The sequence below is a fragment of the Lewinella sp. W8 genome, assembly GCF_004375085.3.
Classification (GTDB): Bacteria; Bacteroidota; Bacteroidia; order Chitinophagales; family Saprospiraceae; genus Neolewinella.
This window is the reverse complement of sequence record NZ_SNAQ03000007.1, coordinates 132326-153243: the sequence shown is the minus strand read 5'-3', so window position 1 is coordinate 153243 and position 20918 is coordinate 132326. Positions and strand designations below refer to the sequence as shown.

Here is a 20918-nt window from a genome sequence, read left to right as displayed (position 1 = left end):
TTTGAGATTTGATGGGAAAGAAGGCACCTCCTGATTTATGGTGAGGCCCCATCCCTGACGTATAGATACGTCTATACCCCCAAACTCACCCCAACATTTTCTCCAGCCGGTTACACCATTGCGCGTAGGCCGCCGCCAGCTCCTCCGTAGCGGCTTCCTGAATACTCGAAACTATTTCCTGGCGCCCCAGCGCCGTGGATAAATCCGGGGATAAGCCCACCGAAACGCCGGCGGCCAAAGCTGCGCCTACGGCCCCCGTGGTGTTGTGCACCTCGATGGTGGCGCCGGTGAGCGCCGAGACCGTCCCGGCAAAAACGGCGCTCTGGAAGAGATTGTCGTTACCCACCCGGATGGTACTCAGGTCCACGCCCAACTTTTGCATGACCTTCATGCCGTAAACGAAGGCAAAGGCTACGCCTTCCAGTCCGGCACGGACCAGGTGTGCCCGGGTGTGGCGGTTCAGGTCTACCCCCAGCAGGTGCGCACCCACAACGCGGTTGCCCAGCATCCGCTCGGGGCCGTTCCCGAAGGGTAAGAAACTGAGGCCTTCGCTCCCGGCGGGCACCTCTGCGGCCAGGGCTTCCATTTCTCCGTAGCTGAGGTCCTGTCCGCAAACCTGTTCGCGCACCCAGCGGTGCAGGATACCCGCACCGTTGATACAGAGCAGTACCCCGATGCGGGTTGCACCGGAAGTATGATTAATGTGAGCGAAGGAATTGACGCGCTGTTCCGGGTCGAAGGCCAGCCGGTCGGTCACCCCGTACACTACCCCGGAGGTGCCGCCGGTGGCGGCGACTTCCCCCGGCTCCAGCACGTTGAGGCTCAAGGCGTTATTGGGCTGATCTCCGGCCCGGTAGCCGACGACCGTTCCGGGGGCAAGCCCGAAGTCGGCCGCTGCGGCCGTGGTCAGCACACCCTGCCGGCCTACGGCCGGCACCCGCGGAGGGAGCTTTTTAGCGTCCAGGTCCATGTCGTTCAGCACGAGGTGCGCCAGGTCATTCTCTTTGAAGTCCCAGAAGACGCCTTCGCTCAGTCCGGTAACCGTAGTGGTGGCTTCCCCCGTCAGGCGCAGCGCCAGATAATCGCCGGGGAGCATGGCGTACCGGGCGCGCCGGTAGTTTTCGGGCTCGTGGTCGGCCACCCACTTCAGCTTCGCGGCCGTGAAGTTCCCCGGACTGTTCAGGCAATGCCCCAGGCAGCGTTCCGCTCCGATGGAATTTAGGGAAGCCTCTCCGGTGCTGACCGCTCGCCCGTCACACCAGATGATGGACGGTCGTACGACGGCGTGGTCTTCATCCACGAGCACTAACCCATGCATCTGGTACCCAATTCCGATGGCCTTAACCTGATCACTTTGCACCTGCGTCTGCGCCAGAATCTGCTGGGTAGCTTCCCGGGCGTAAGCGTACCAGTCTGCGGGATTTTGCTCCGCCCAACCGGGCTCCGGCACGGCCATTCCCATTTCGTGGTCCGGCGCCGTAACGCGCGCCAGCACCTTGCCGGTCGCCACCTCTACCAGGGCAGCCTTTACGGAGGAAGAGCCAAGATCAAATCCAAGGGTATACATCGGGGGGTCGTTTTGGGGTAAAGACGCAAGATAGGTGCGCCACCCCGAATGGACCGCCCCCGAAAATCAGCTTTCGCGCACCCTGATCAGGGCATCCAGGTCGAAGTAGCTCAGCAACTCCTTACCTCGCGGTTCGGGGGTTTTCACCCGCAACCGAATCCGGAAGGCAATTTCCTCCTCGTCAAAGCTAACCAGGGGCAGCAGGGTCTGGCGGGGGCTCTCTTCTTCGGAAAGGATCAGGTAGTTCCGATCTCCGGAGAGCGCCCATTTGCCTGACTTTATGGCCCGGTCACCCACGAAGAAATTGTAGTCGTGACTCTGCGGATCAAAGAAGAACTCCAGCCGATCCAGTTCCTGAAGCGTTAGTCCGCCGCGGCGGATAAAGTCCTTTTCGTAATTGAAGCTAATCCCGGTTGCTTCGGTCACCGAAAACCCCCGATCAACCACGATACGCCCGCGATTGAGTCGCTCGGCGAGTTTGGCTTCATCCACGTAGTGGGGCACCACACTCTCCAGCGGCTGCAACACTTGAGAAAACACCCTTTCCCCGTCTTCCGTCCGGTAGGCCAGATAGGGATCGCCCTCCGCGTTCCGACCGAGTTGGAAATTAAAATTAGCGCCCGTGACCCCGTCCAGGTAGCGGAGTACCGGGTGAGGCTCCAGCATCAGAAATCCGTATTCCGCGTAGCCTTCGGGCCGTTCCACCAGCGCCAGACTGCTTTCCGCGGTATAGGTAGGCAGGACCTGGGCTACGTACTGCTCCCGGATGGTTTTTCCGTCCCGCCAGGAATGGTGGCCGAAGTACACCCGCCGGGATCTGGTGTCTTCCCCGGGTAGTGCATAAGTGTTCCCCACCCATTCGTCAATCCTCAGGGGTTGATCGGTGTCCGTGTGGGGCGCAAACCAGCGGCTCGACACCCGTTCGTCGGCGGCCCAGAGGGAAATCCGGAGGGAGGAGTCGGGGGCCAGCTCGTAGTCCAGGGTCAGTTGGGCGGTATCCTCCAGCACCGGATTACGCAGCGGGAAGGTATCCAGGCGGTGAGAGAAGACGTTGGTAATGATTACGGAGTCTGGCCCAAACGTCAGGCGATCCCCCAGTTGCAGGGGCTGCAGGTAAAAGGGCAGGTCTTCCGTCACCGCATTGCTGGGGTCGTAGGCAAAGGTGCGGCCGGTGGGGTCAAAGTTGTGCGTTGAGGTGTCGTCACCGCAGGTGCAAAGCAATTGGCAAAAGAGCAGCGGTAGGGGGATCCGCCACCAAAACTTCAGGGTCATTGGGAAAACTTGGGTGCCCCCAAGGGATGCACCCTACCCGCCCTTTGGTGGTTTAGCGTGAATATATTCTAACGTGAGGTTAGCTCCTGGCGACACTCAAAGGACCCCAACATCCGTGATTTTTCGGACGCTTCGAGGACGCCATCCGTCATTTGGGGTGTCCTCGAAGCGTTTATCGAGGAGAGCCATTGATTCGCCTCGATAATCCTTTGATTGTGAATCCATCAACCCTTAACCTAAGGTTATTCTGCTAAGGCCGGATCAGCCACGCCATCGGGAGGGCCAGGGGTCGGTGACTGGCGAGTTCTCCCGTGGCCGGATTGCGCATCATCGTATCGTGGGTACCCCGCGTACTGGCCAGCATCGACCACTGTAACTGTTCCTTGAGCGTAATGGAGGCCTCCCTAAAGTTGGGCGTTTGCCCGATGATGGGCTCAATTTGGGCCAGGACGTGATGGTCGTTCAGGACCGTCAGGAAACTGGCCTCCGCGAAGTGTTCCACCGAATGGGCGTTTTTATCCGACCGGGTGTGTTTCCACCGCAGCCGGACTTCCTTACCGGACTTGACCGCGGCGCGCAGCGCCGCCAAACTGCCCTCCGTCGCCCGCCCGTGCTCATCGTGGGCGTAGACGACCATCCAGCCGGACTCCACGGCCGGTGCTACCGTCCGAAAGGTGTCCCGGTGAAATATCCGGTCCCAATCGGTTCCGTTCCACAGCCCCACGACGTAGTCGTAGGCATGGTCGTCCAGATAATGCCAGGCGTCCCGGACGTCAAAGTTCTGGTAGACGTAATCATAATACAGGTCCCTGCCGCTGGCCGTTACCTTGCCACTGGTGTGCTGCCCCAGTTTATCGTATTCGGTAAAGTGCCAGCTGGAGTCCGCCATCTGCCAGTACCGCACCCCCTCACTCCGCAAGCCGAACGTTCCGGTTTCGGCGTTCACGTTGTAGGTTTTCACGTGTACGATCTGCCCGTCAAGGCCCACGGAAAATTGTTTTTCGGTACGGCCCGCCAGTCCGCGCCCGGCGCCTTCGGCCACCCAGGTGCCTCCCCCGGAGAGGATTTCCAGGGCCGGGGGCAGGGACTGCCCCGCCAGGGTAAATACGCTGCACATTAGTAACCCGAGCAAGCAGATACGGTAGGAGATGGAGTTCATACGGTGCAAGATAGGGAGCGAAAGGGACCCGCGGCTACTCTCCTACCCGCTACCGCCTCGCCTTCTTCTTAACGACCGGCTTCTACGGCAACCTCCACTGTTTGGACCAGAAACTGCTTGGCTGACGCCTACTCAATTTACCGTTCCGACCAGGGTAACCTTTAGCTTTCTCCTTAGCTTGAAACAGGTGCATTCGCCGCTACAATCCTACCCGCTACCACCTACCTTCTCCTCAGCCTCCGCTTTCTCCGGCAACCTCCACTGTTCGGACCAGAAACTGCTTGGCGCACGCCTACTCAGTTTACCGTTCCGACCAGGGCAACCTCCTCTCCTTCTCCTTAGCCTCAGCCTTCTCCTCAGCCTCCGCCGCTACTACACCGCCGAAAACACCGAACTGCCCTCCAGTTCCGTGAACTTCACCTGCGCTACGCCACTGACGCCCTGTTCGGCCATGTACACCCCGTAGATGCTGTCTACGGCCTCCATGGTCAGCTTGTTGTGGGTGACGATGATGAACTGGCTCTCTTTGCTGAACTTCTTGATGATGCGGTTAAACTTGGCAATGTTCGCGTCATCCAGTGGGGCATCCACCTCGTCGAAAATACAGAAGGGAGCCGGCTTGAGCAGGTAGAGCGCGAAGAGAAGCGCCGTGGCGGTCAGAGTCTTTTCGCCACCACTCAGCTGACTGATGGTCTGTGGCCGTTTGCCCTTCGGTTTGGCCACGATTTCAATCTTGGATTCCAGGGGGTTTTCGGGGTCCAAGAGGATCAGGTCACAGTTATCGTCTTCGGTAAACAGGCTGCGGAAAACGTCGATGAAGTAAATCCGGACCCGCTCAAAGGCGTCCAGGAACTGTACCGTTGCGGTTTCTTCGATCTCCTTGATCGTATTGATCAGGGTGTCCTTGGCCTCCACAATGTCATCCCGTTGTTTGGTGATGGTCTCGTGACGCTCTTTCATCTCGTCGTAGGCCTCCACGGCCAGGGGGTTAATTTCCCCGTAATTGGCGATGCGGCCCCGCAGGCGGTCCACCTTCATCTCCAGTTCGGTGGCGTCTCCGGTCCATTCGGGAATATCCTGCTGGTTGAGTTCTTCCAGTCCGAGGTTGAACTCAATCTTCAGCCGCTCGGCCAGACCGTTGATCTTGAACTTGATGTCGGTAAACTTCTCCTTGAGCTGATTGACCTTGATCTGTCCGTCCTGGCGCACGCGGTTTTCCCGCCGCAGGTCGTCCTCCAGCTTATTGATCTCGGTGCGGGCCTCAAAGTAGGCCGATTCGAACAGGTTGAGGGTAGACTGGTACTCCTGCCGGTTGGCGTACATCAGCTCCAGGTTCTTGGCCAGGGTAATCTCTTGCTCCTCAAACTGCCGGGCTTCTTTGGCCAGCTTATTCAGTTGGTCCTTATTTTCCTCGTCCTGCTGCCCGAGCTCGGTCAGCCGGTTTTGGCGGAAGGTCAACTCCTGCTCCAGCGTCTGCACCTTATTCTGCTGCCGGATGTAGAGGATGTTTTGCTCGTTGTAGGCGGCGCTGGCCTGGGAGAGTTGTTCGCTGAGTTGACGGTAGTTGCCGTCGGTACCCGCCAGCTGTTCCCGCAGCTCCTCCACCCTGGTTTGCAGCTCCTTGAGTTGCTGCTCGATCTCCACGTTGCCCCGCAGCATATCGTCTACCTGCTGCTGCAGTTGCTCATTCTTGGCGGTGGTCTCGTTGAAGTAGTTGGCGAAACTCTCCACCCGGGCCCGCAGGGCGGCCCGCTTCTGCTGCAGGCGGCTCAGTTCGCGCTGTTTTTCCTGGATGTCCTTATCCACCCGGCGCTGCCGTAATTCGTTGAGTTTATTACGCTCCTGATAAAGTTGCTTGTCGATGACCTCCGCCTTGGCTTCGGCCTCGGCGATGGCCTTTTCGAGTTGTTCCAGGTTCTTCTTCCGACCAATCTTTTTACCCTCAAACAGGCCAACCGAACCACCACTCACCGAGAAGGGGCGCCGGATAAAGCGCCCGCTTCGGGACAGGATCGTCAGCCCCTCGGGTGGCTGTTCCGGCAGTTCATCCGAGTCGGTCACCAAAACGTTGTGCAGCAGGTGGTTCAGCAGGGGCTGGTAGGCACGATCTACCCGCACCACCTCCGTGGCCGGCCGGGTACCCGCCGGCAGCAGGGCGGGTCCTCCGTCAAAACGATCGTCCATCGTATCCAGCAGGAAAAAGTTGGCCTTACCCTTCTGGCTCCGGCTCAGTAACTGGATGGCCGACCGCGCCTCGGCGGCGTTTTCTACCACGTAGTAATTCAGAAAGGCTTCGAGGTAGTTTTCGATGGCCACCCGGTAATCGGGCTCTACGAGGAGGAGGTCGGAAAGCAGCTGGGGGTCCTCCTTCCATTGCTTGCTCTGCGCCAGGAAGCGGATCGATTCCGGAAAACCTTCCAGACTGTCGATCATGCTCTTGGTCAGCTTGTATTCGTTGCGGCGCGCGTCCAGGCCCCGGTTGATCCGGCTCTGTTCACTCTGCAGATTATCAACCGTTTCCTCGGCCTTCTCCAGGGCATCCCGACGGTCCGTCTCGGCCTTCTCCAGGGCCTCCAGGGATTTGAGCTGCTCCGCCTCGGCGGCCTCCAGTTCCCGGAGGCTGGCTTCCAGGCTTTCGCGCTCCCCCTGGCGATCTTCCATTTCCCCGGCGTTGCGCTCCATCTGAAAACGGAAGTTCTCTACCTGGTTGCCGTTGATGGCCCGGCGCTTCTCCAGCTCAAATATTTTGCGCTCCTCCTGCTGCTGTTGCTGCAGGCCTTCCTCCAACCGGCCCTTGATGCTCTCGTGTCCGCTGCGGATTTCTTCCAGCGCTTCGGCCGCCGCATCCAGGGCAGATTTCCTGGCCGCCTCGGTGCGCTTTTCTTCGGCGATCTGCCCCTCCATACGGGCGATCTGTTCGGTGTAGTCGGTTAGCTGCCCCGCCGCCTGGGCTACATCCTGATGCAGTTTTTCCGTCTGGCGCTTCACGAAAGTCTTTCGCTGGGCCAGCATCTGCTTCTCGTTTTCGAGGCCGCGAAGCTCGTTGACCAACTCGTTCAGTTTTCTCTGGCGCTCTCCGAGCCCCTTTTCTTTATCGACGTGCTTCTTCCGCTCCTCCTCGAGCTTGGCCTCCAGTTGGCGGATTTTCACGTCCGAAGCACGGTATTCGTCTTCGGCTGCCGTGATCTCTCCCTTCAGTTTGCCGTAATCCCCCCGAAGCTTACCGACTTTCTGCTGCGTCAACTGCAGGCTCATCGTCCGGTATTGCCCCTTGAGTTCCAGGTAGCGACGCGCGCGCTTGGCCTGCTTCTCCAAACTGACGAGGTTATTGTTGATCTCGTGGAGGAGATCCTCGATCCGGTCCAGGTCCCCCTCCGTGGCCTTGAGCTTGTTGAGGGTCTCCCGCTTACGGCTTTTGTACTTACTGATGCCCGCCGCCTGCTCAAACATCCGGCGGCGACTGTTGTCCTTATCGGCCAGGATATCGTCCACCATCCCCAGGGCGATGATGGCGTAGGAATTGGAGCCGATACCGGTATCCAGCAGGAGATTGGAAATATCCTTCAGGCGGCATTTTACGCCGTTGAGCTGATATTCGCTGTCTCCACTCCGGTACAGCATCCGCGTAACGGTGACGGTATTGTATTCGGTGGGGAGCAGTCCCTTATCGTTGTCGAAAGTCAGCGAGACGGAGGCCAGATTCCCGGCCTTCTTCTTTTTGGTACCGTTGAAGATGACCGAACTCATCTTGTCCAGGCGTAGCTCACTGCCCTTCTGTTCTCCCAGCACCCAACGAATGGCGTCTACGATGTTCGACTTCCCCGAACCATTGGGACCGACGATACCAATGACGTCCTCGTCAAAGTTGACGACCGTTTGGTTGGCAAAACTCTTAAAGCCCTTTATCTCTAGTTGCTTCAGCCGCATCCTGCGAAGGTAGTACCTCCCTCACGATTGTCCTACCACCGCACCAAGGGAAGTTTTCCTCCCTTTCCACAGCATTGTTAACAGCCGGTGGGGAAAACTAAGGCGGGCGACGGCGCGTGAAGCAAAGCGGAATACTCGGCTAAGCCGGTACAGGATGCCGGGCTTCCTTCCGGGGGCCGGGTGGGTGGGTTTATCCCACCAGGTCGCAGTCAGCCTTACCCGTTTGGATGACCTCCGAGACAAAATCCCAGGCAGCGGGTAATTCTCCGTCGGTTTCCAGCAATTGATTCGGCACATTGTCCGGATCGGTAGGCTCGTCGGCCCAACTCAGTATCTCGTACTCCTTGGTCAAGGCCCGGATAACTTTGCCCTCCCGTACGTAAAAGCGTTCCTCCGTAACGACATCCCTGGTGCCACTGACCAGGCTGCCGTCTTCCAGCTCACTTTGCGGTCCGCCAAAATGCCAGTAACTGGACTCCCCAAACACAAACACGGGCCGTCCATCCCGGAGGTACCAGTATTCTACGCCCCCGCCGTGATCCCCCTGGTACAGACTGTATTCCACCAAAACGGTCTGGGTTCCCCGACGGTACAGCACCACCGAACCACCCTCCACGCCTTCATCGCACCTAAACGAGATGGAGTCTTTTTTCAGCATACCGCCGGCTTTCCACTGTTCAATTTGCTGGTAAGCACCTCTGATTTCCTCAATGGCAGCTTCTACGTCCAGGTCGTCTTCCCCCTCCACTTCTGCCGGGATCGGAGCAGGGATTATCTCATCATCAACCATTTCTTCCACCGGGGCGGTCCCGGTGGGGTCTTCCACAGCGGCAGTTTCGTTGCCGCAACCCAGCATCCAAAGTGCCAGGAGAAAAATTCCGTAGCGCATCACCATACTTTTTCCGGCAAGATACCGATCTGGTCTTTACGAACGGCTTGCCGAGCAAGCCTTTTCCAGAAACTGCTTTTTCCTCGTCGTACGGATTCCATCGCCCTTGGCGATACTTCCGTCCGACGAATGCACCAACGTTCATCACATCTTTCTTCCCAGTCTCCACCTCCGATAATGTCCACCGGAAGGTATCGCCCAAGGGAGGACTTCCTGAAATGGACGAAGCGTTTGGGATCAGGGATGTCTATCCGCTCGGCCGACCAGCCTGCTCGTGCCTCACGCCTGGGCGGACGAGCTCCACTTTTTCGGCAAGAAATCGATCTGGCCCCTTGCAACCGGCTTGCGGAGCAAGCCTTTTCCGGGCCTTCCCCTGCGTTCGTTTGCGGCCGGTTCATCCAATCTTATCCTGGATCTTAGAGCCTGAAACCTACATCCTAACCCCTCCTTCCCTTAGAAACATCCGGCTCTATGAATGGCTCGACGTGGAACGTCTCGACCGGTTTCGGGATGCATTTCCCGGAGGTCTCTTTACCTAAAAATGTCGCGTACGGACGTAAAAGTGCTTGTCCCTTACCCCGAAAGCCTTGACGAGGAGCGGACTGACGACCACCACCACATTCCGATCATAAATCTGGTCGGGGATGCGGCCCACCACGCGGGCGTAAAGGGTTTTGCGGCTGCGCGGATCATCAATCTCAATGAGGCTGTTGATGGGTGCCGTACGGTGCAGGGCCATCCACTTGTTGTCGTCTCCCTTGGCCGTCCAGGCGGCCTTTCCGTTGTTGGCAATCATCCGCTTGCCACTGGTGCGCTGTTCCCAGAGTTCCCGCAGGCCCCGGTTACGGATTACGTAAGGGTCGATCACCTCTCCCTGGAGTTCTTTTGGGATGCCGGTAATCATCAGGTAGCCAACGTTGACCTCCTGGTTACGCGACATGGCCAGGGGATTCAATCCCGGATTCAACTGCTGAAGTTGGGCATCGTTTTCGAGCTGTAGCGTCCGTTTGTGTAGCCCGAAATAGGTTTGCCCGGGGCCCATGCGGTAGCGCATGGGAACGAACCAGGCCAGGCTGTCGGCCGACCGCGACGGGCGAATCGCCCCCCTCGGCACCACGACCTTCACCCGGTCACCCGTTTCGTAGCCGGTCCGCAGTCCCGGGTTAAGCATGTATACCTCCTCCAGGGTGAGCCCGTAGAATCTCGCCGCCCCGAAGAGCGTTTGCCCGGGGGCCAGATAATGGTCGAAATAAATGTGTCCGTCCCCCTTACCTTCAGAATACAGGGTCATGGTATCGGTGGGGAGCAGAAAGTAGAGGCTGTCGCCCGTATACTGGGCTTGCCCTTCCAGCCAACCGGCCAGGAGCAGCAGGATAATAATTACACGTTTCAAAATAGGGATTCTTTGTATCAGTAGACTACGAAGGTACGGGAGCGAGCTTGGTCTTGCAAAATGATCCGGGTGGCTTGCGCTACCAGGGTCCACGGTACCTGCTTCGCCATCCTGATTGATCCCCCAAACCCAGCAGTTTACCTTTGGGAAATATCCGCCGGGCATAACCCCCGCCACCGTTTATCTTTGCCGCATGAAAAACTACTTCCTTTTGGTCTTTTGTCTATTGGGTATGACCATGAACGCACAGGATGCCGCCTTTAAGGCCGGCACGGCCACCGAAGAGTGGCTGGAAAAATGGGAAAACTCCCTGAAGTATACTTTGGAAGCCCTGGAGATGGTCCCCGACAGCAGCCTGCAGTTTCGCCCTACCGCCAGCCAGATGTCCATCCAGGAACAGGTGCAGCACATCAGCGGCAATATGTTCGGCCTCTCCCGCCGCTTTTTGGACTACCAACCCGCTAGCTACAACGAGGAGGAGTTGCGCAACAAGCTGTCCGCCGAAACCCTGACCCGCAAGGAACTGGTGCAATTACTGACGGACGCCCACGCCTTCGCCGCCAGCGCCGTCACCACCCTCACGGAAGACCGGTGGGAAGAACCGGTAGAGAACTTTTTCGCCGGCCCCAAATCGCGCAGGACCATCGTCTACCTCCTGCAGGATCACGCCACCCACCACCGGGCGCAGTTGCTGGTTTACCTCCGGCTGCTGGACCTTACCCCTCCCCGCTACCGCGGCTGGTAATCCGATTCCCGAAACAATCCCAGCTACCTTGCCTTTCCTTCCAACTCCCCTGGCAGACGCTCTTATTTTTGAGCCCGTCGTTCACGGCGACGACCGGGGCTACTTCTTTGAGTCGTACAATGAACGGACCTTCCGGGAAGCAGGCATCCCCAATGTGTTTGTGCAGGATAACCAGGCCCGCTCCGCTCGCGGCGTGTTGCGGGGACTGCACTTCCAGTACGGAGAGGCCGCCCAGGCTAAACTCGTCCGGGTCCTTGAGGGGGAAGTCTATGACGTAATCGTCGACCTGCGCCCCGACTCCCCCACCCTGAACCAAAGCTTCGGCCTCGTGCTCAGTGCCGAAAACCGGCGCCAGCTCTTTGTCCCCCGTGGCTTCGCCCACGGCTATCTCGTGACCTCCCCCCACGCCACCTTCGCCTACAAATGCGATAACTTCTACGCTCCGGAAGCCGAAGGAGGCCTGCGCTACGACGACCCCCGGCTGGCCATCAACTGGCCCGACCTCGGCACTGCTTTCCAGCTCGCCGAACGCGACCTGCGGTGGGAGTTACTGGATTGATCGTTCCGACCGGTAATCACTGACCAGTTTGTGCGGTGCTGACCATGCTTATTTTGGACGTGACCGTAAGGCTGCTTCGGTAAATTGTTTTTCCACCAAGAGCGGCTCGACGAGGATCGTCTCGACCGGCGGATTCGGGGCCTTGACGACCGGCTTGCAGAGCAAACTTACTCCGGAGTTCATTTCCAAGCCTTAGCCTTGACGACCAGCTTGCGGAGCAAGCCTATTCCTCAGCCTTCAATTTTACGCTTCTGCGGGTCCTCAAATTTGAGTACGAAGAGTGCCAGGATCAACAGCAGCACCATGAGGAACAGCACAAACCCGAGCCCGACCCGCAGCCCCAGGACGCCGGGCAACCAACTGCCGCCGGAGGCCAGCAGGGCATTCTGGTAGTCGGCAATGTACCCGATGATGGGCGGCCCGACCAGGAATCCGGAGTATCCCAGGGTACTGACCGAAGAAATGCCCACCCCGGCCGGCAGGCCGGGAATCTTACCCGAGATGCTGTACACGATGGGCACGATATTCGCCAGCCCCAGCCCCACCAGCGCAAAGCCGATGATGGCCGTAAAGGGCGCCGGAAAGAAGATGGCGATGGCCAGCCCCGTCATGGCGGATATGGCACCTCCCCGAATGAGGGCCGCCGCCCCCAACCGGGCGCGCAGCCAGTCCCCCAGGAATCGGCCCAGGACCATCGCACCACTGTAGGCCGCCTGGCCGATGGGACCAAAGCTTTCCGGACTCATCGTTACCTTAATCATGTACAGGGGCGTCCAGTCCGCCATTGACCCTTCGGCCAGCATACAGCAAAAGGCGGCCGCGCCAAGGTAAATAATCGTCAGGCTGAACTTCCGCACCTTCTTTCCCTCCGTATTCGTTTCCACCGGAGCGTCGGGAAGCAATTGCCGCACGCACCAGAGGCTGATCAGCAGACTCGCTCCGGAGACGGTCAGCAGATGCGGCCCCGCATCCAGCCCCAGGGCAATTAGCCCCGCCGCAATTCCCGCCCCGACGAACATTCCCACCGAGAAATAGGCGTGAAAGGAAGACATCAGGGGTTTTTTCATCCCCTCTTCGATCACGATGGCCTGGGCGTTCATGGCAATGTCCACCATTCCGGTAAAGAGCCCGAACATGGGCATGACCAGCAGGAGCCCGAAGTAGGACGGCATGAACGCCATGAAGGGCATAATGACCGCCACCATGATGATGGCCACCGACGTCAGCATGCGGCTGCCGTAGCGAACGATCAACACGCCGGTCAGGGGCATCCCCACCAGGGCACCGATGGCCAGGCAGGTAAGGGCGAAACCCGTTTTCCCGTTATCGATGCCGTAGATTTCCTGGAGGCGGGGCAGGCGGCTGGTCCAGTTGGCGTACAATAATCCGTTGAGCGCAAAAATCAACGCAACGGCAATACGGGCAAGTTTCAGTTGAGCGGTGGTCATGGCGCAAAGATAGATTGGGGGTACCGGGGCCGGGCCATCGGCCCGGATGCAATATCTTGTGGGTTTACAATTACCAACCTCCCATTCCCGTGTCAATATCCGCCCTAGAATGGTTGCTGAGCCTGGCCAGTAGTTGGGCCCTCTTCGGACTTATCTGGACGATTCAGCTCGTCCACTACCCTGCTTTTCGCTACGTTCCGGATTTTTCGGAGTTCCACCCCCACCACACTTCCAGCATCACCATGATCGTCATGCCGCTGATGCTCCTGGAAATCGGACTGAGTGCCTACCTGGCCTACAAAACCGGCTTCGACTGGCAGTGGGCCGTCCCATTGTTCATGGTGCTCCTGATCTGGGGCATCACCTTCCTGAAGGCCATCCCGCTACACGATAGTCTGAGTACGCACCGGGAACCAGCGGTCATTGAAGCCCTGATCCGGATCAACTGGCCAAGGACTATTCTCTGGACGGCAAAAGCCCTCTGGATCAGTTACTCCTTTTGGTATACCCGCACGTAGTCGATCTTATACTCCGCCGGGAAGGCGCCCGCATCGTATTTGCCGATCGGCCCGCGAATACCGCCGACGGACAGCGTCGCTACCATGTAGAAGGGCCACTGAAAAGGCCAGCCCATGGTCTCCCGGGCGTAGTCGCGGGTGTAGGTCCAGTATGGGTTTCCGTCCACGGAAAAGGTCAGTGCATCATCCGTCCAGAGACAGCCATAAACGTGGAAGTCCTCCTCTACACCTTCCAGGGTGGTGGAACCTCCCAACTGTCCCTTTCCCTGCTTGGCCCAAAAAGCATCCTGGGTTTGTACCGCCGCGTTAATGACGTTGGGAAACTGCCCGTAATGTTCGACCAGATCAATTTCTCCGGCATTGGGCCACCCCATCTTACTCACGGTATCGCCCACCATCCAGAAAGCAGAACGCAGCCCGTTACCCTTGGGGAACTGTGCGCGAATTTCAAAATAGCCCTGGTCAAAGTCGGCCTTCCCCTTGGACACCAGGCGGGTGCTGGTAAATTTATTTCCCTGGTAGTCTTCCTGCAAAGCGGTGATGGTCAGATGACCATTGCCTACGCTGACGTTGTCGGGGTCGGCATCTTTGTAGTGCTGCAGTTCTTTGGCCGTCCAGCCAAAACCACCTACCTGATAGCCCCAGATGCTGGTGTCCGGTAAGCCTTCGTAGTCAAACTCTTCGTTCCAGACCAGCGCATACCCCTCGGGCACGCCTTCACTGTCCGTTACGGGTCCGGAGTTCCCGGATGAGGCGGGGGAAGTGGTGCCCGCAGGACCATCATCCTGGCAGGAAAGCATCAACAGGGGCAGTAAAAGCAAGGGGTAAAAAGCGGATTTAAACATAAGATTACGGCTTGATTAATCAGGGGATTGAAATAAAGCGCCCCAAAGGTAAAGCCTGCAGGATTGATTTCCGGATACGCTCCCGCCGCAAAGCATACGGGGATAAGCTTTTCCACCTACATTTACGGTTCATGCGCATTCTTTTCGTCACGCCCTGGTATCCCAATCGCACTTCCCCACACCACGGGAACTTCGTGGAGCGGTTTGCGGAACTGGTTGCCCAACGGTACGAGGTGGAGGTGTTGCACGTGGAGGCGGACTCCGACCTTCCGGGAGGTACGCTGGAAGAGCACGTTCGCAACGAGGCCTACGGACGGGTGGTTACGGTATATTACGGGGGCGACGGAGCGCGGGTGCAACGTCTTTGGGGACGGCAACGGGCCTGGAAGCGGGCGCTGAGCCTCCTCCTCATTGAACCACAACTGATTCACGCCCACGTCCTCATCGACGGTGGCATTGTGGCCAGTAGGCTGGCCCGACGGTTGGGGATTCCTTTCGTGGTTTCCGAACATTCCAGCAGGTATCTGCGGCCGGCACACTGGACGCGCTGGCCGGATCGCTACCTCGCCCGCCGGGCGGCGGCCGGGGCCGCCGCGATGCTCCCGGTTTCCCCCTCCCTGGCCGCGGCCATGCGGGCCCGGGGGTTCCCGGGCAACTACCGGGTGGTGCCCAACGTGGTGGATGACGGTATTTTCCGGCCCCTGGCGCCGGACCCCAACCGGGAATCCGTGGTCCTGCTGCACGTCTCCGACGCCACCGCCAACAAGCGGCCGGAACTGCTCCTGGAGGCTTTCGCCAGGGCCTACGAACGTGCTCCCCGACTCCGGCTGCACCTGGCTACCGATGGCAACCGGGAAGCACTGCACGAACTGGTACAAGCCCGGCACCTGCCGCCAGGCATTATTACCCTCTCCGGCCCCCACCCGAGGGAAGAAATCGCGCAGCTGATGCGCAACTCGGACTATTTCATCCTCACCTCCCGCTACGAAACCCAGAGTGTCGTGCTGGTCGAGGCCCTGCTTTCCGGGCTCTACTGCCTCGCGACCCGGGCGGGTGGGCCGCAGGATATCCTTCACGACGCACTGATGGGTGAATCGATTACTGATTCGCCCGCCGAGATTTCACACCGATTTGTCGCCCTTGGCAATGCGCCAATCCCTAATTTGGCCCAACGAAAGGCCATCCGTCAACTGGCGCTCGCCAGGTTTGGCCTCCGATACACCCAGGATTTATTGGAATCCATCTATCAGCAAAGCTTTCCCTAATGCGGTTGCCAAGATCCATTCGTACCTACGGTTCTTCCGCCCTGCTGCTGGAGTGGGAAGCCCGGATTGACCCGATGATCAATCAGAGCGTGCACCGCTACGCCCGGGCGATCGGTCAAAATCCGGGGGTCGCGGAATGCATTCCCGCCTACGCCTCCCTGCTGGTACGCTTCCTTCCCCCCAAAATCACCGCCTACCAACTCCGGGAGGCCATCTATGCGCTGCAACTCACTCCCGATGAGATTCCTCCGGGCGTCCTGCATGAGCTTCCGGTATGTTACGACCCGGAGGTAGCACCGGACCTCCCCCACGTGACCGAGACCCTGGACCTGACGGCCGCTCAGGTGGTGGATCTCCACACTCGACCGACTTACCTGGTCTACCAGCTCGGCTTTCTTCCGGGCTTCGGTTTTCTGGGCACAACGGACGAACGGCTCCAAATCTCGCGCAAGTCGAATCCCCGACGCGCCGTACCCGCGGGTTCCGTCGGACTTGCCGGCCGGCAAACCGGCGTCTACCCCACGGGGAGCCCCGGGGGATGGCAACTGATCGGGCGCTGCCCCGTAGCCATGATCCGCACCGGCACTGACCCCATCCGGCTGCGGGCGGGCGACCGGGTAAAATTTTTCTCCGTTGACCTGGAAACCTACCACGAACTTCACCAAAAACCGCTTCGGGAATGGCCGACACGCTGAACATCGAATGCATCCGACCGGGAGGAGGCGCCTTCCTCGTTGACGGTGGCCGCCCGGGCCGGCGGGCCCTGGGCGTTCCCACCGGCGGCGCCGCGGACCCGGCAGCGTTTCTGGCCGCCAATCAACTGCTCCACCGACCACGACATTCGGTTTGCCTCGAGACCACCCTGCTCGGCGGAGAATGGATTTTGAGTGGCAAGGGGCAAATGGTCATTACGGGGGCAGAAATGAACTGGCGCCTCAACGGGCAACTCGCCGACTACTACACGACCATTTATCTGGACGGAGACTATCTGCTGACCGGGGGGCGGTCCCGGGCCGGCTGCCGGGGATACCTGAGCATCCGGGGGAAATGGCACGTAGCCCGACAGCTCGGCAGCGTGGAGGCCGGGCTACCCGGACAGCTACCTCCACACCCCGGATGGAAGACCATCATCACCGCAGATTCCGAAGCGGATTTCGAGCTGGACCTCGACGTCCACCAGCACCGCCCCCAGGGCCCGCAACGGTTAAGCGTCCTGCCCGGGCCGGAATGGCACGAGCTCCCGGCCCGGTGGAAATCGTGGCTGACGACGGCTACTTTTTCGGTCAGTCCGGACAGCAACCGCCAGGCCATCCGGCTCCTCAACCCCCAACCGCCCGACCGGTCCGACTGGCCCGACATGATCAGCTCACCGGTACTTCCCGGCACCGTTCAACTGACGCCCAGCGGCCCCATTCTGCTGGGCCCGGAGGCCCAGACCATCGGCGGCTATCCGAGAGCATTGGTGCTCCAACAGTCCACCGATCTGGGGATGGCCAATCAATTGATGCCCGGGGAATTTTTGTCCTTCCGTTTACCCGCTAAGGCGTGATTACGAAAGACGTCCGCCCAACAATGCGATTGGCGCCATCCGTGATCAGAAGCAGGTAGTACCCTCTCCCTAGTTGCCGGAGATCCCAGCCCGAGCCAAGCATGCCGTAGGCCCTGCGGGCCACTTCCCGGCCGTAGACGTCGAGGATTAGCACCTGATCCCGATGACTTACGCCATTAGGCCCCCTGCTTAGCTGAATCATCCCGCTTCCCGGATTGGGGTATACGGTAACGGGCTGCAGTAGTGCCCCATGCTCCAGAATGCTCGTGGGCAGGGGCTCGGTGGCCAGTCGATGTCGGGAGCGATTAGTGATGATGGGCTCGTTGAAGTCAAAGTAAATGGCCGCCTGGTTAAATATGAGGTCACCCCGTTCCAGGTCCTTGGCGTGGTCGATGGAGAAATTGACTACGCCCTGACTACCCGCCAGATTGGTCGAACTATCGGGAAGGAGGATGTTCTCAAAGGTGATGGTCAGTACCCGACTACTGTCGACCGTAGCGGAATAGGGGTGACTGGCGGCTTCCAGCCGCAGGCTGGCCAGGTCTAATTCCGGGCCAATGGTATCCCTAATGATTACCGTAAAGGCCGTATCCGTGCCGGTATTCTGGAAGCGAATGGCGTAATCAATCCGGGTGCCCGGTTCGATATTGTTGTCGTCCCACCCCAGCGGGAAACCGCGCTTATCGTTGGGGTCATAGGCCCCCACGTTTTCCCGGCAGGCGACCGAGCTGCCAGGGTTACCGTTCCGTAGTGGGAGGATGTTGGCAAAGCCCGTACTGAAGCTTCCGGCATTGTTTTCTCCGCAGCCTTCCGCCAACACGCTTACCACTCGCCCACCCGGAGCGTTGGGTTCCTGTTCGGCGATGATCTGGTAAGTACTGCCGTTCGCCGGAACGTTCACTTCAAAGACTCCGTTCGCGTCCAGAACGGGACCGACGAGCGGACGCGCCGTCATCATAATCCCGTCCTCCACGACCACAAAACTCAGGGGAGCGGAAAGCGGGAATTCTCCAATATTCTCCACCAGGAAAGTGAGACTGTCGCCGTTACAGACCGTTCCCGCTACCGAGACCAGTCCGCCGGACCAGTTGCTCTCCGGGACACAGGGAAAATTTGGGGTAGCCGTTGCCTCCACGCAGTGGGATTGACCGAGGATTGCGGAACAATCTACCTCCACCATAATGGCTACTACGCCCGTGGCAAAGGGCGGAAGTGAATCCAGCACAAACACCAGCTCCTGCCCATTCTGCGTCACCGGCAGGCTGGCGTCCAGGAAAATCAGGTCATGGTCTAGTTGCACCCTTAACTCCGGGTTTACGGCCGTGGCCGTCCCTTCATTGCGGTATTCTACGAATAGCGTATTGGGGAAGCACCGGCGGAGGAAAGGAATGGCGACGGAGGTCGTCATCCGGGGACAGGGCCCCAGGGAGGGCAAGAAAAGATCCAGCTCTTGCTGACTATCCGGGGTAACCTGAACCATCGCAGTATCACAATTTCCTACCAGGCTGTCTCCCGCTACGATGGGAAACACCTCGTATTCACCCAGGGGCACCTCGGTGGACCAACCTCCGTTCGGGCCACTGAGTGCAAAGTAGCTTTCTCCCCCGTCCACCTCGCGGATTTCAATCATCCTTCCCGGCACGGGCAGATCTTCCTGATCCAGGGAGCAATTCCCGGCCTGATCCAGCCACAGGGTTCCCCCTAACTGGCGGCATTCCTCTGCTCCCAGATCCAGGAAATAAAACAAAGTATCTATGCCGCACTCACTGGACACAACAACGGAGTATTCTCCGGGGGCATCCACACAGATGACGGAAGAAGAGTCAACGAGGGGCCCGTCCGGTCCCGTCCAGGAAAAGTTAAAGGCCGCTACCCGGAAGACTTCGTTAGGCACCAGATAGAGGCAGGTGACTTCCCCGCAGGATTCTCGTTCAAAGTCAAAGGTGAAGCCACCGTCCAAACGCGGGTCAAGCACCAAAAAGTCATCCTGCAACAAACACAGAGAGTCGTTTTCCGGGCTGGCCTGCACGAAATACGTTCCGTCTCTCCCAACGGTGATACTATCGCCCCGGTAGGTTTCCCCCCGTTCGTCAAACCAGGAGATCGTGTAGCCCGTCGGGATGCTATCGACGGAGAGGACGATAGAATCCTGATCGCAGGGAAACCTATCCGGCCCCACGATATTGATCTCCTCCAGCAAAACGGGCCCCGGCAGATACTGGATGCGGTCAAAACCAACACAGCCGACGCTGTTGCTGACCGTTACGTCGTAGAATCCCTGTTGGACTAAAAGACCACTGGGCAAAATGGAATCCCTCCAGACTTCCAGTCCGGGGGTTCCCCAGTCGAAAGTGTAGGGTCCCCTCCCCCCGGTGACCACCGCCGCCAGGAAATTTGCTTCGTTCAGGGAGCAGCCGAATTCTCCTTCGATACTGACTTCCAGTCCGTTGTTGTCGTCCAGCACAACGACCACCTCATTGTCGGCAACACAGCCATCAGAGAAGTAGGCGATCACGGAATAGATGCCCGGAATGAGGCTTTCAATGGTGTCGGTGCGCTCGCCCGTGTTCCAGACCAGGCTGTCCAGCTCTCCAGACCCCGTGTATTCCGCCCAGGCCACGCCGCCCATTGCGCAGGTTGCGGCAACCGATCGGGTCTGTACGATACAGTTCTGGGGGACCCAACCAACGTTGATTCCCGTAAATTGGTCTCCTTCCGCGACGGCCAGCGCCACGCGACGCGTCCCACGGTCCGCGTCGCTATCCAGGTCAGGATCATTGCCCTGATTACGGAGGGTGGGCTGCCAGGGACCGGCCGGGTTCGTCGGCTCCTCGAATTCGACCACGTAATTTCCGGGAAGTAAGCCTTCAAGAAAATATTCGCCATTTGCGCCGGTGCTGGGCACCGTGACCCACAGGTCCCCTTCGTAAAAAAGACGGACGGTGTTGGCCATGGCGGGTTCCCCGGCTTGCCGAATGCCGTCGGCGTTCTCGTCCAACCAGGTAATGCCACCAATGCTCCCGCAATCCGTTCCCGGTTCCACCTCAAAGAAGGTTTCCGCCACGCAACCGACGGCATCTTCCACGAAGGCGGTGTACTCCCCGCCCCCCGGCACCTCAAAGTAGGCTTCGTTGCCGTTGGTGATGCGCTGAGCACCGCCCAGTGCTCCGACGACCACCACGGTAGCCGGAAGTCGGGCAAACTCAATGGTCACCCTTACGGGGAGCACCTGCTCACAGAGCTGACCAGTCGATTCCCCAAAGGCCTCCACGAAGATGTTCGCACAGCTGTCTTGCGCGCAGCCGATGGCCCCGGCCGAAACCGAACGGGCGCAGTTCCGGTTGGACTCGTCGATGATGCGCGCAAAAAAATCGTCGCTGCCCATGACGGGGCCAAACGTTACCGTATCACCGTAAAGGCCCGACTGGTTAAACTCCGGGCTGAACCAGCTGCTGTCTCCCGTCCCCTGGCCCCATACGTCCACGAAGTATGCCGAGCCGCCGTCGGCACAACGCATTGCGGTGATCTCGGGAATAATGTTACACTGAGCGGAAAGCTGAGTCCCCAGGAGCACGAGCACATAAGGGGCAAGCCAACGGAGCATTTGTTTCATATTGTAAGGATATTTCAGGTGATCAAGCTTTCAATTAGAGCAGATCAATAGTTTGAAAGCAGTGGGTTTCGAATTGAAGAAATTCACATACGCAGGAGCCTTCAAGGTCCACAAATTCCCGGACTTGGGGAAGTCCAGCCGGAAACCTTACGACTTGTTCCCCCAGCAT

At 59.0% G+C, this 20918-nt stretch carries 15 protein-coding genes; 6 read left to right on the top strand and 9 right to left on the bottom strand.

Features of this window, described 5'->3' with window-relative positions:
* Nucleotides 1-85: 85 nt before the first annotated feature.
* From E1J53_RS09925 to E1J53_RS09900, 6 genes are all read right to left on the bottom strand, one after another.
* The gene (locus tag E1J53_RS09925; RefSeq protein ID WP_134272771.1) at nt 86-1567 is read right to left on the bottom strand and encodes a xylulokinase; all 1482 of its coding nucleotides are present in this window, start codon (nt 1565-1567) and stop codon (nt 86-88) included.
* A gap of 66 nt (nt 1568-1633) precedes the next feature.
* The gene (locus E1J53_RS09920) at nt 1634-2839 is read right to left on the bottom strand and encodes a hypothetical protein (protein WP_134272770.1); all 1206 of its coding nucleotides are present in this window, start codon (nt 2837-2839) and stop codon (nt 1634-1636) included.
* A gap of 250 nt (nt 2840-3089) precedes the next feature.
* On the bottom strand, nt 3090-3998 hold the full coding sequence (locus E1J53_RS09915; protein WP_134272769.1) for a hypothetical protein: 909 nt from the start codon (nt 3996-3998) through the stop codon (nt 3090-3092).
* 372 nt (nt 3999-4370) lie between these two features.
* Nucleotides 4371-7925 (bottom strand): chromosome segregation protein SMC, encoded by a 3555-nt coding sequence (smc, locus tag E1J53_RS09910; RefSeq protein ID WP_134272768.1) that lies wholly within the window; start codon nt 7923-7925, stop codon nt 4371-4373.
* Between the two features lie 190 nt (nt 7926-8115).
* Complete coding sequence (locus E1J53_RS09905; protein WP_134272767.1) at nt 8116-8814, bottom strand: hypothetical protein; 699 nt, start codon at nt 8812-8814, stop codon at nt 8116-8118.
* 535 nt (nt 8815-9349) lie between these two features.
* The gene (locus E1J53_RS09900) at nt 9350-10207 is read right to left on the bottom strand and encodes a hypothetical protein (RefSeq protein ID WP_134272766.1); all 858 of its coding nucleotides are present in this window, start codon (nt 10205-10207) and stop codon (nt 9350-9352) included.
* A 193-nt stretch (nt 10208-10400) separates the two neighbouring features.
* Here E1J53_RS09900 and E1J53_RS09895 point away from each other — a divergent pair, with 193 nt between their 5' ends.
* Entirely contained in the window at nt 10401-10952 is a 552-nt protein-coding gene (locus E1J53_RS09895; RefSeq protein WP_134272765.1) for a DinB family protein, read from the top strand.
* 28 nt (nt 10953-10980) lie between these two features.
* The gene (gene rfbC, locus E1J53_RS09890) at nt 10981-11511 is read left to right on the top strand and encodes a dTDP-4-dehydrorhamnose 3,5-epimerase (RefSeq protein ID WP_134272764.1); all 531 of its coding nucleotides are present in this window, start codon (nt 10981-10983) and stop codon (nt 11509-11511) included.
* A gap of 230 nt (nt 11512-11741) precedes the next feature.
* On the opposite strand, the gene E1J53_RS09885 is transcribed toward rfbC, so the two are convergent.
* Nucleotides 11742-12959, bottom strand: coding sequence for an MFS transporter (locus tag E1J53_RS09885; protein WP_134272763.1), 1218 nt, complete (start codon nt 12957-12959; stop codon nt 11742-11744).
* An 89-nt stretch (nt 12960-13048) separates the two neighbouring features.
* Here E1J53_RS09885 and E1J53_RS09880 point away from each other — a divergent pair, with 89 nt between their 5' ends.
* Nucleotides 13049-13477, top strand: coding sequence for a hypothetical protein (locus tag E1J53_RS09880; protein ID WP_134272762.1), 429 nt, complete (start codon nt 13049-13051; stop codon nt 13475-13477).
* Here E1J53_RS09880 and E1J53_RS09875 read toward each other — a convergent pair.
* The gene (locus tag E1J53_RS09875) at nt 13450-14322 is read right to left on the bottom strand and encodes a family 16 glycosylhydrolase (RefSeq protein WP_134272761.1); all 873 of its coding nucleotides are present in this window, start codon (nt 14320-14322) and stop codon (nt 13450-13452) included. The genes E1J53_RS09880 and E1J53_RS09875 overlap by 28 nt on opposite strands.
* Before the next feature lie 131 nt (nt 14323-14453).
* Between E1J53_RS09875 and E1J53_RS09870 the strand changes: the two genes are divergently transcribed.
* From E1J53_RS09870 to E1J53_RS09860, 3 genes are read left to right on the top strand one after another with little or no spacing between them, the layout of a single operon-like run.
* Entirely contained in the window at nt 14454-15587 is a 1134-nt protein-coding gene (locus E1J53_RS09870) for a glycosyltransferase (RefSeq protein WP_134272760.1), read from the top strand.
* Nucleotides 15587-16282 (top strand): 5-oxoprolinase subunit PxpB, encoded by a 696-nt coding sequence (gene pxpB / locus E1J53_RS09865; RefSeq protein WP_134272759.1) that lies wholly within the window; start codon nt 15587-15589, stop codon nt 16280-16282. The genes E1J53_RS09870 and pxpB overlap by 1 nt, the downstream gene beginning before the upstream one ends.
* Nucleotides 16267-17136, top strand: a complete 870-nt coding sequence (locus tag E1J53_RS09860) for a hypothetical protein (RefSeq protein ID WP_134272758.1) — start codon at nt 16267-16269, stop codon at nt 17134-17136. The genes pxpB and E1J53_RS09860 overlap by 16 nt, the downstream gene beginning before the upstream one ends.
* On the opposite strand, the gene E1J53_RS09855 is transcribed toward E1J53_RS09860, so the two are convergent.
* Nucleotides 17126-20749 carry an SdrD B-like domain-containing protein gene (locus E1J53_RS09855; RefSeq protein ID WP_134272757.1) on the bottom strand — a complete coding sequence of 1208 codons (3624 nt, stop codon included), beginning with the start codon at nt 20747-20749 and terminating at the stop codon, nt 17126-17128. The two genes, E1J53_RS09860 and E1J53_RS09855, sit on opposite strands and share 11 nt — an antisense overlap.
* Between the last annotated feature and the right edge of the window lie 169 nt (nt 20750-20918).

Coding starts and splice junctions, on each gene's coding strand:
- E1J53_RS09905 (WP_134272767.1), bottom strand. CDS start 8,814: ATGCGCTACGGAATTTTTCTCCTGGCACTTTGGATGCTGGGTTGCGGC.
- pxpB (WP_134272759.1), top strand. CDS start 15,587: ATGCGGTTGCCAAGATCCATTCGTACCTACGGTTCTTCCGCCCTGCTG.
- E1J53_RS09885 (WP_134272763.1), bottom strand. CDS start 12,959: ATGACCACCGCTCAACTGAAACTTGCCCGTATTGCCGTTGCGTTGATT.
- E1J53_RS09870 (WP_134272760.1), top strand. CDS start 14,454: ATGCGCATTCTTTTCGTCACGCCCTGGTATCCCAATCGCACTTCCCCA.
- E1J53_RS09895 (WP_134272765.1), top strand. CDS start 10,401: ATGAAAAACTACTTCCTTTTGGTCTTTTGTCTATTGGGTATGACCATG.
- E1J53_RS09925 (WP_134272771.1), bottom strand. CDS start 1,567: ATGTATACCCTTGGATTTGATCTTGGCTCTTCCTCCGTAAAGGCTGCC.
- E1J53_RS09915 (WP_134272769.1), bottom strand. CDS start 3,998: ATGAACTCCATCTCCTACCGTATCTGCTTGCTCGGGTTACTAATGTGC.
- E1J53_RS09875 (WP_134272761.1), bottom strand. CDS start 14,322: ATGTTTAAATCCGCTTTTTACCCCTTGCTTTTACTGCCCCTGTTGATG.
- E1J53_RS09860 (WP_134272758.1), top strand. CDS start 16,267: ATGGCCGACACGCTGAACATCGAATGCATCCGACCGGGAGGAGGCGCC.
- E1J53_RS09855 (WP_134272757.1), bottom strand. CDS start 20,749: ATGAAACAAATGCTCCGTTGGCTTGCCCCTTATGTGCTCGTGCTCCTG.
- E1J53_RS09920 (WP_134272770.1), bottom strand. CDS start 2,839: ATGACCCTGAAGTTTTGGTGGCGGATCCCCCTACCGCTGCTCTTTTGC.
- smc (WP_134272768.1), bottom strand. CDS start 7,925: ATGCGGCTGAAGCAACTAGAGATAAAGGGCTTTAAGAGTTTTGCCAAC.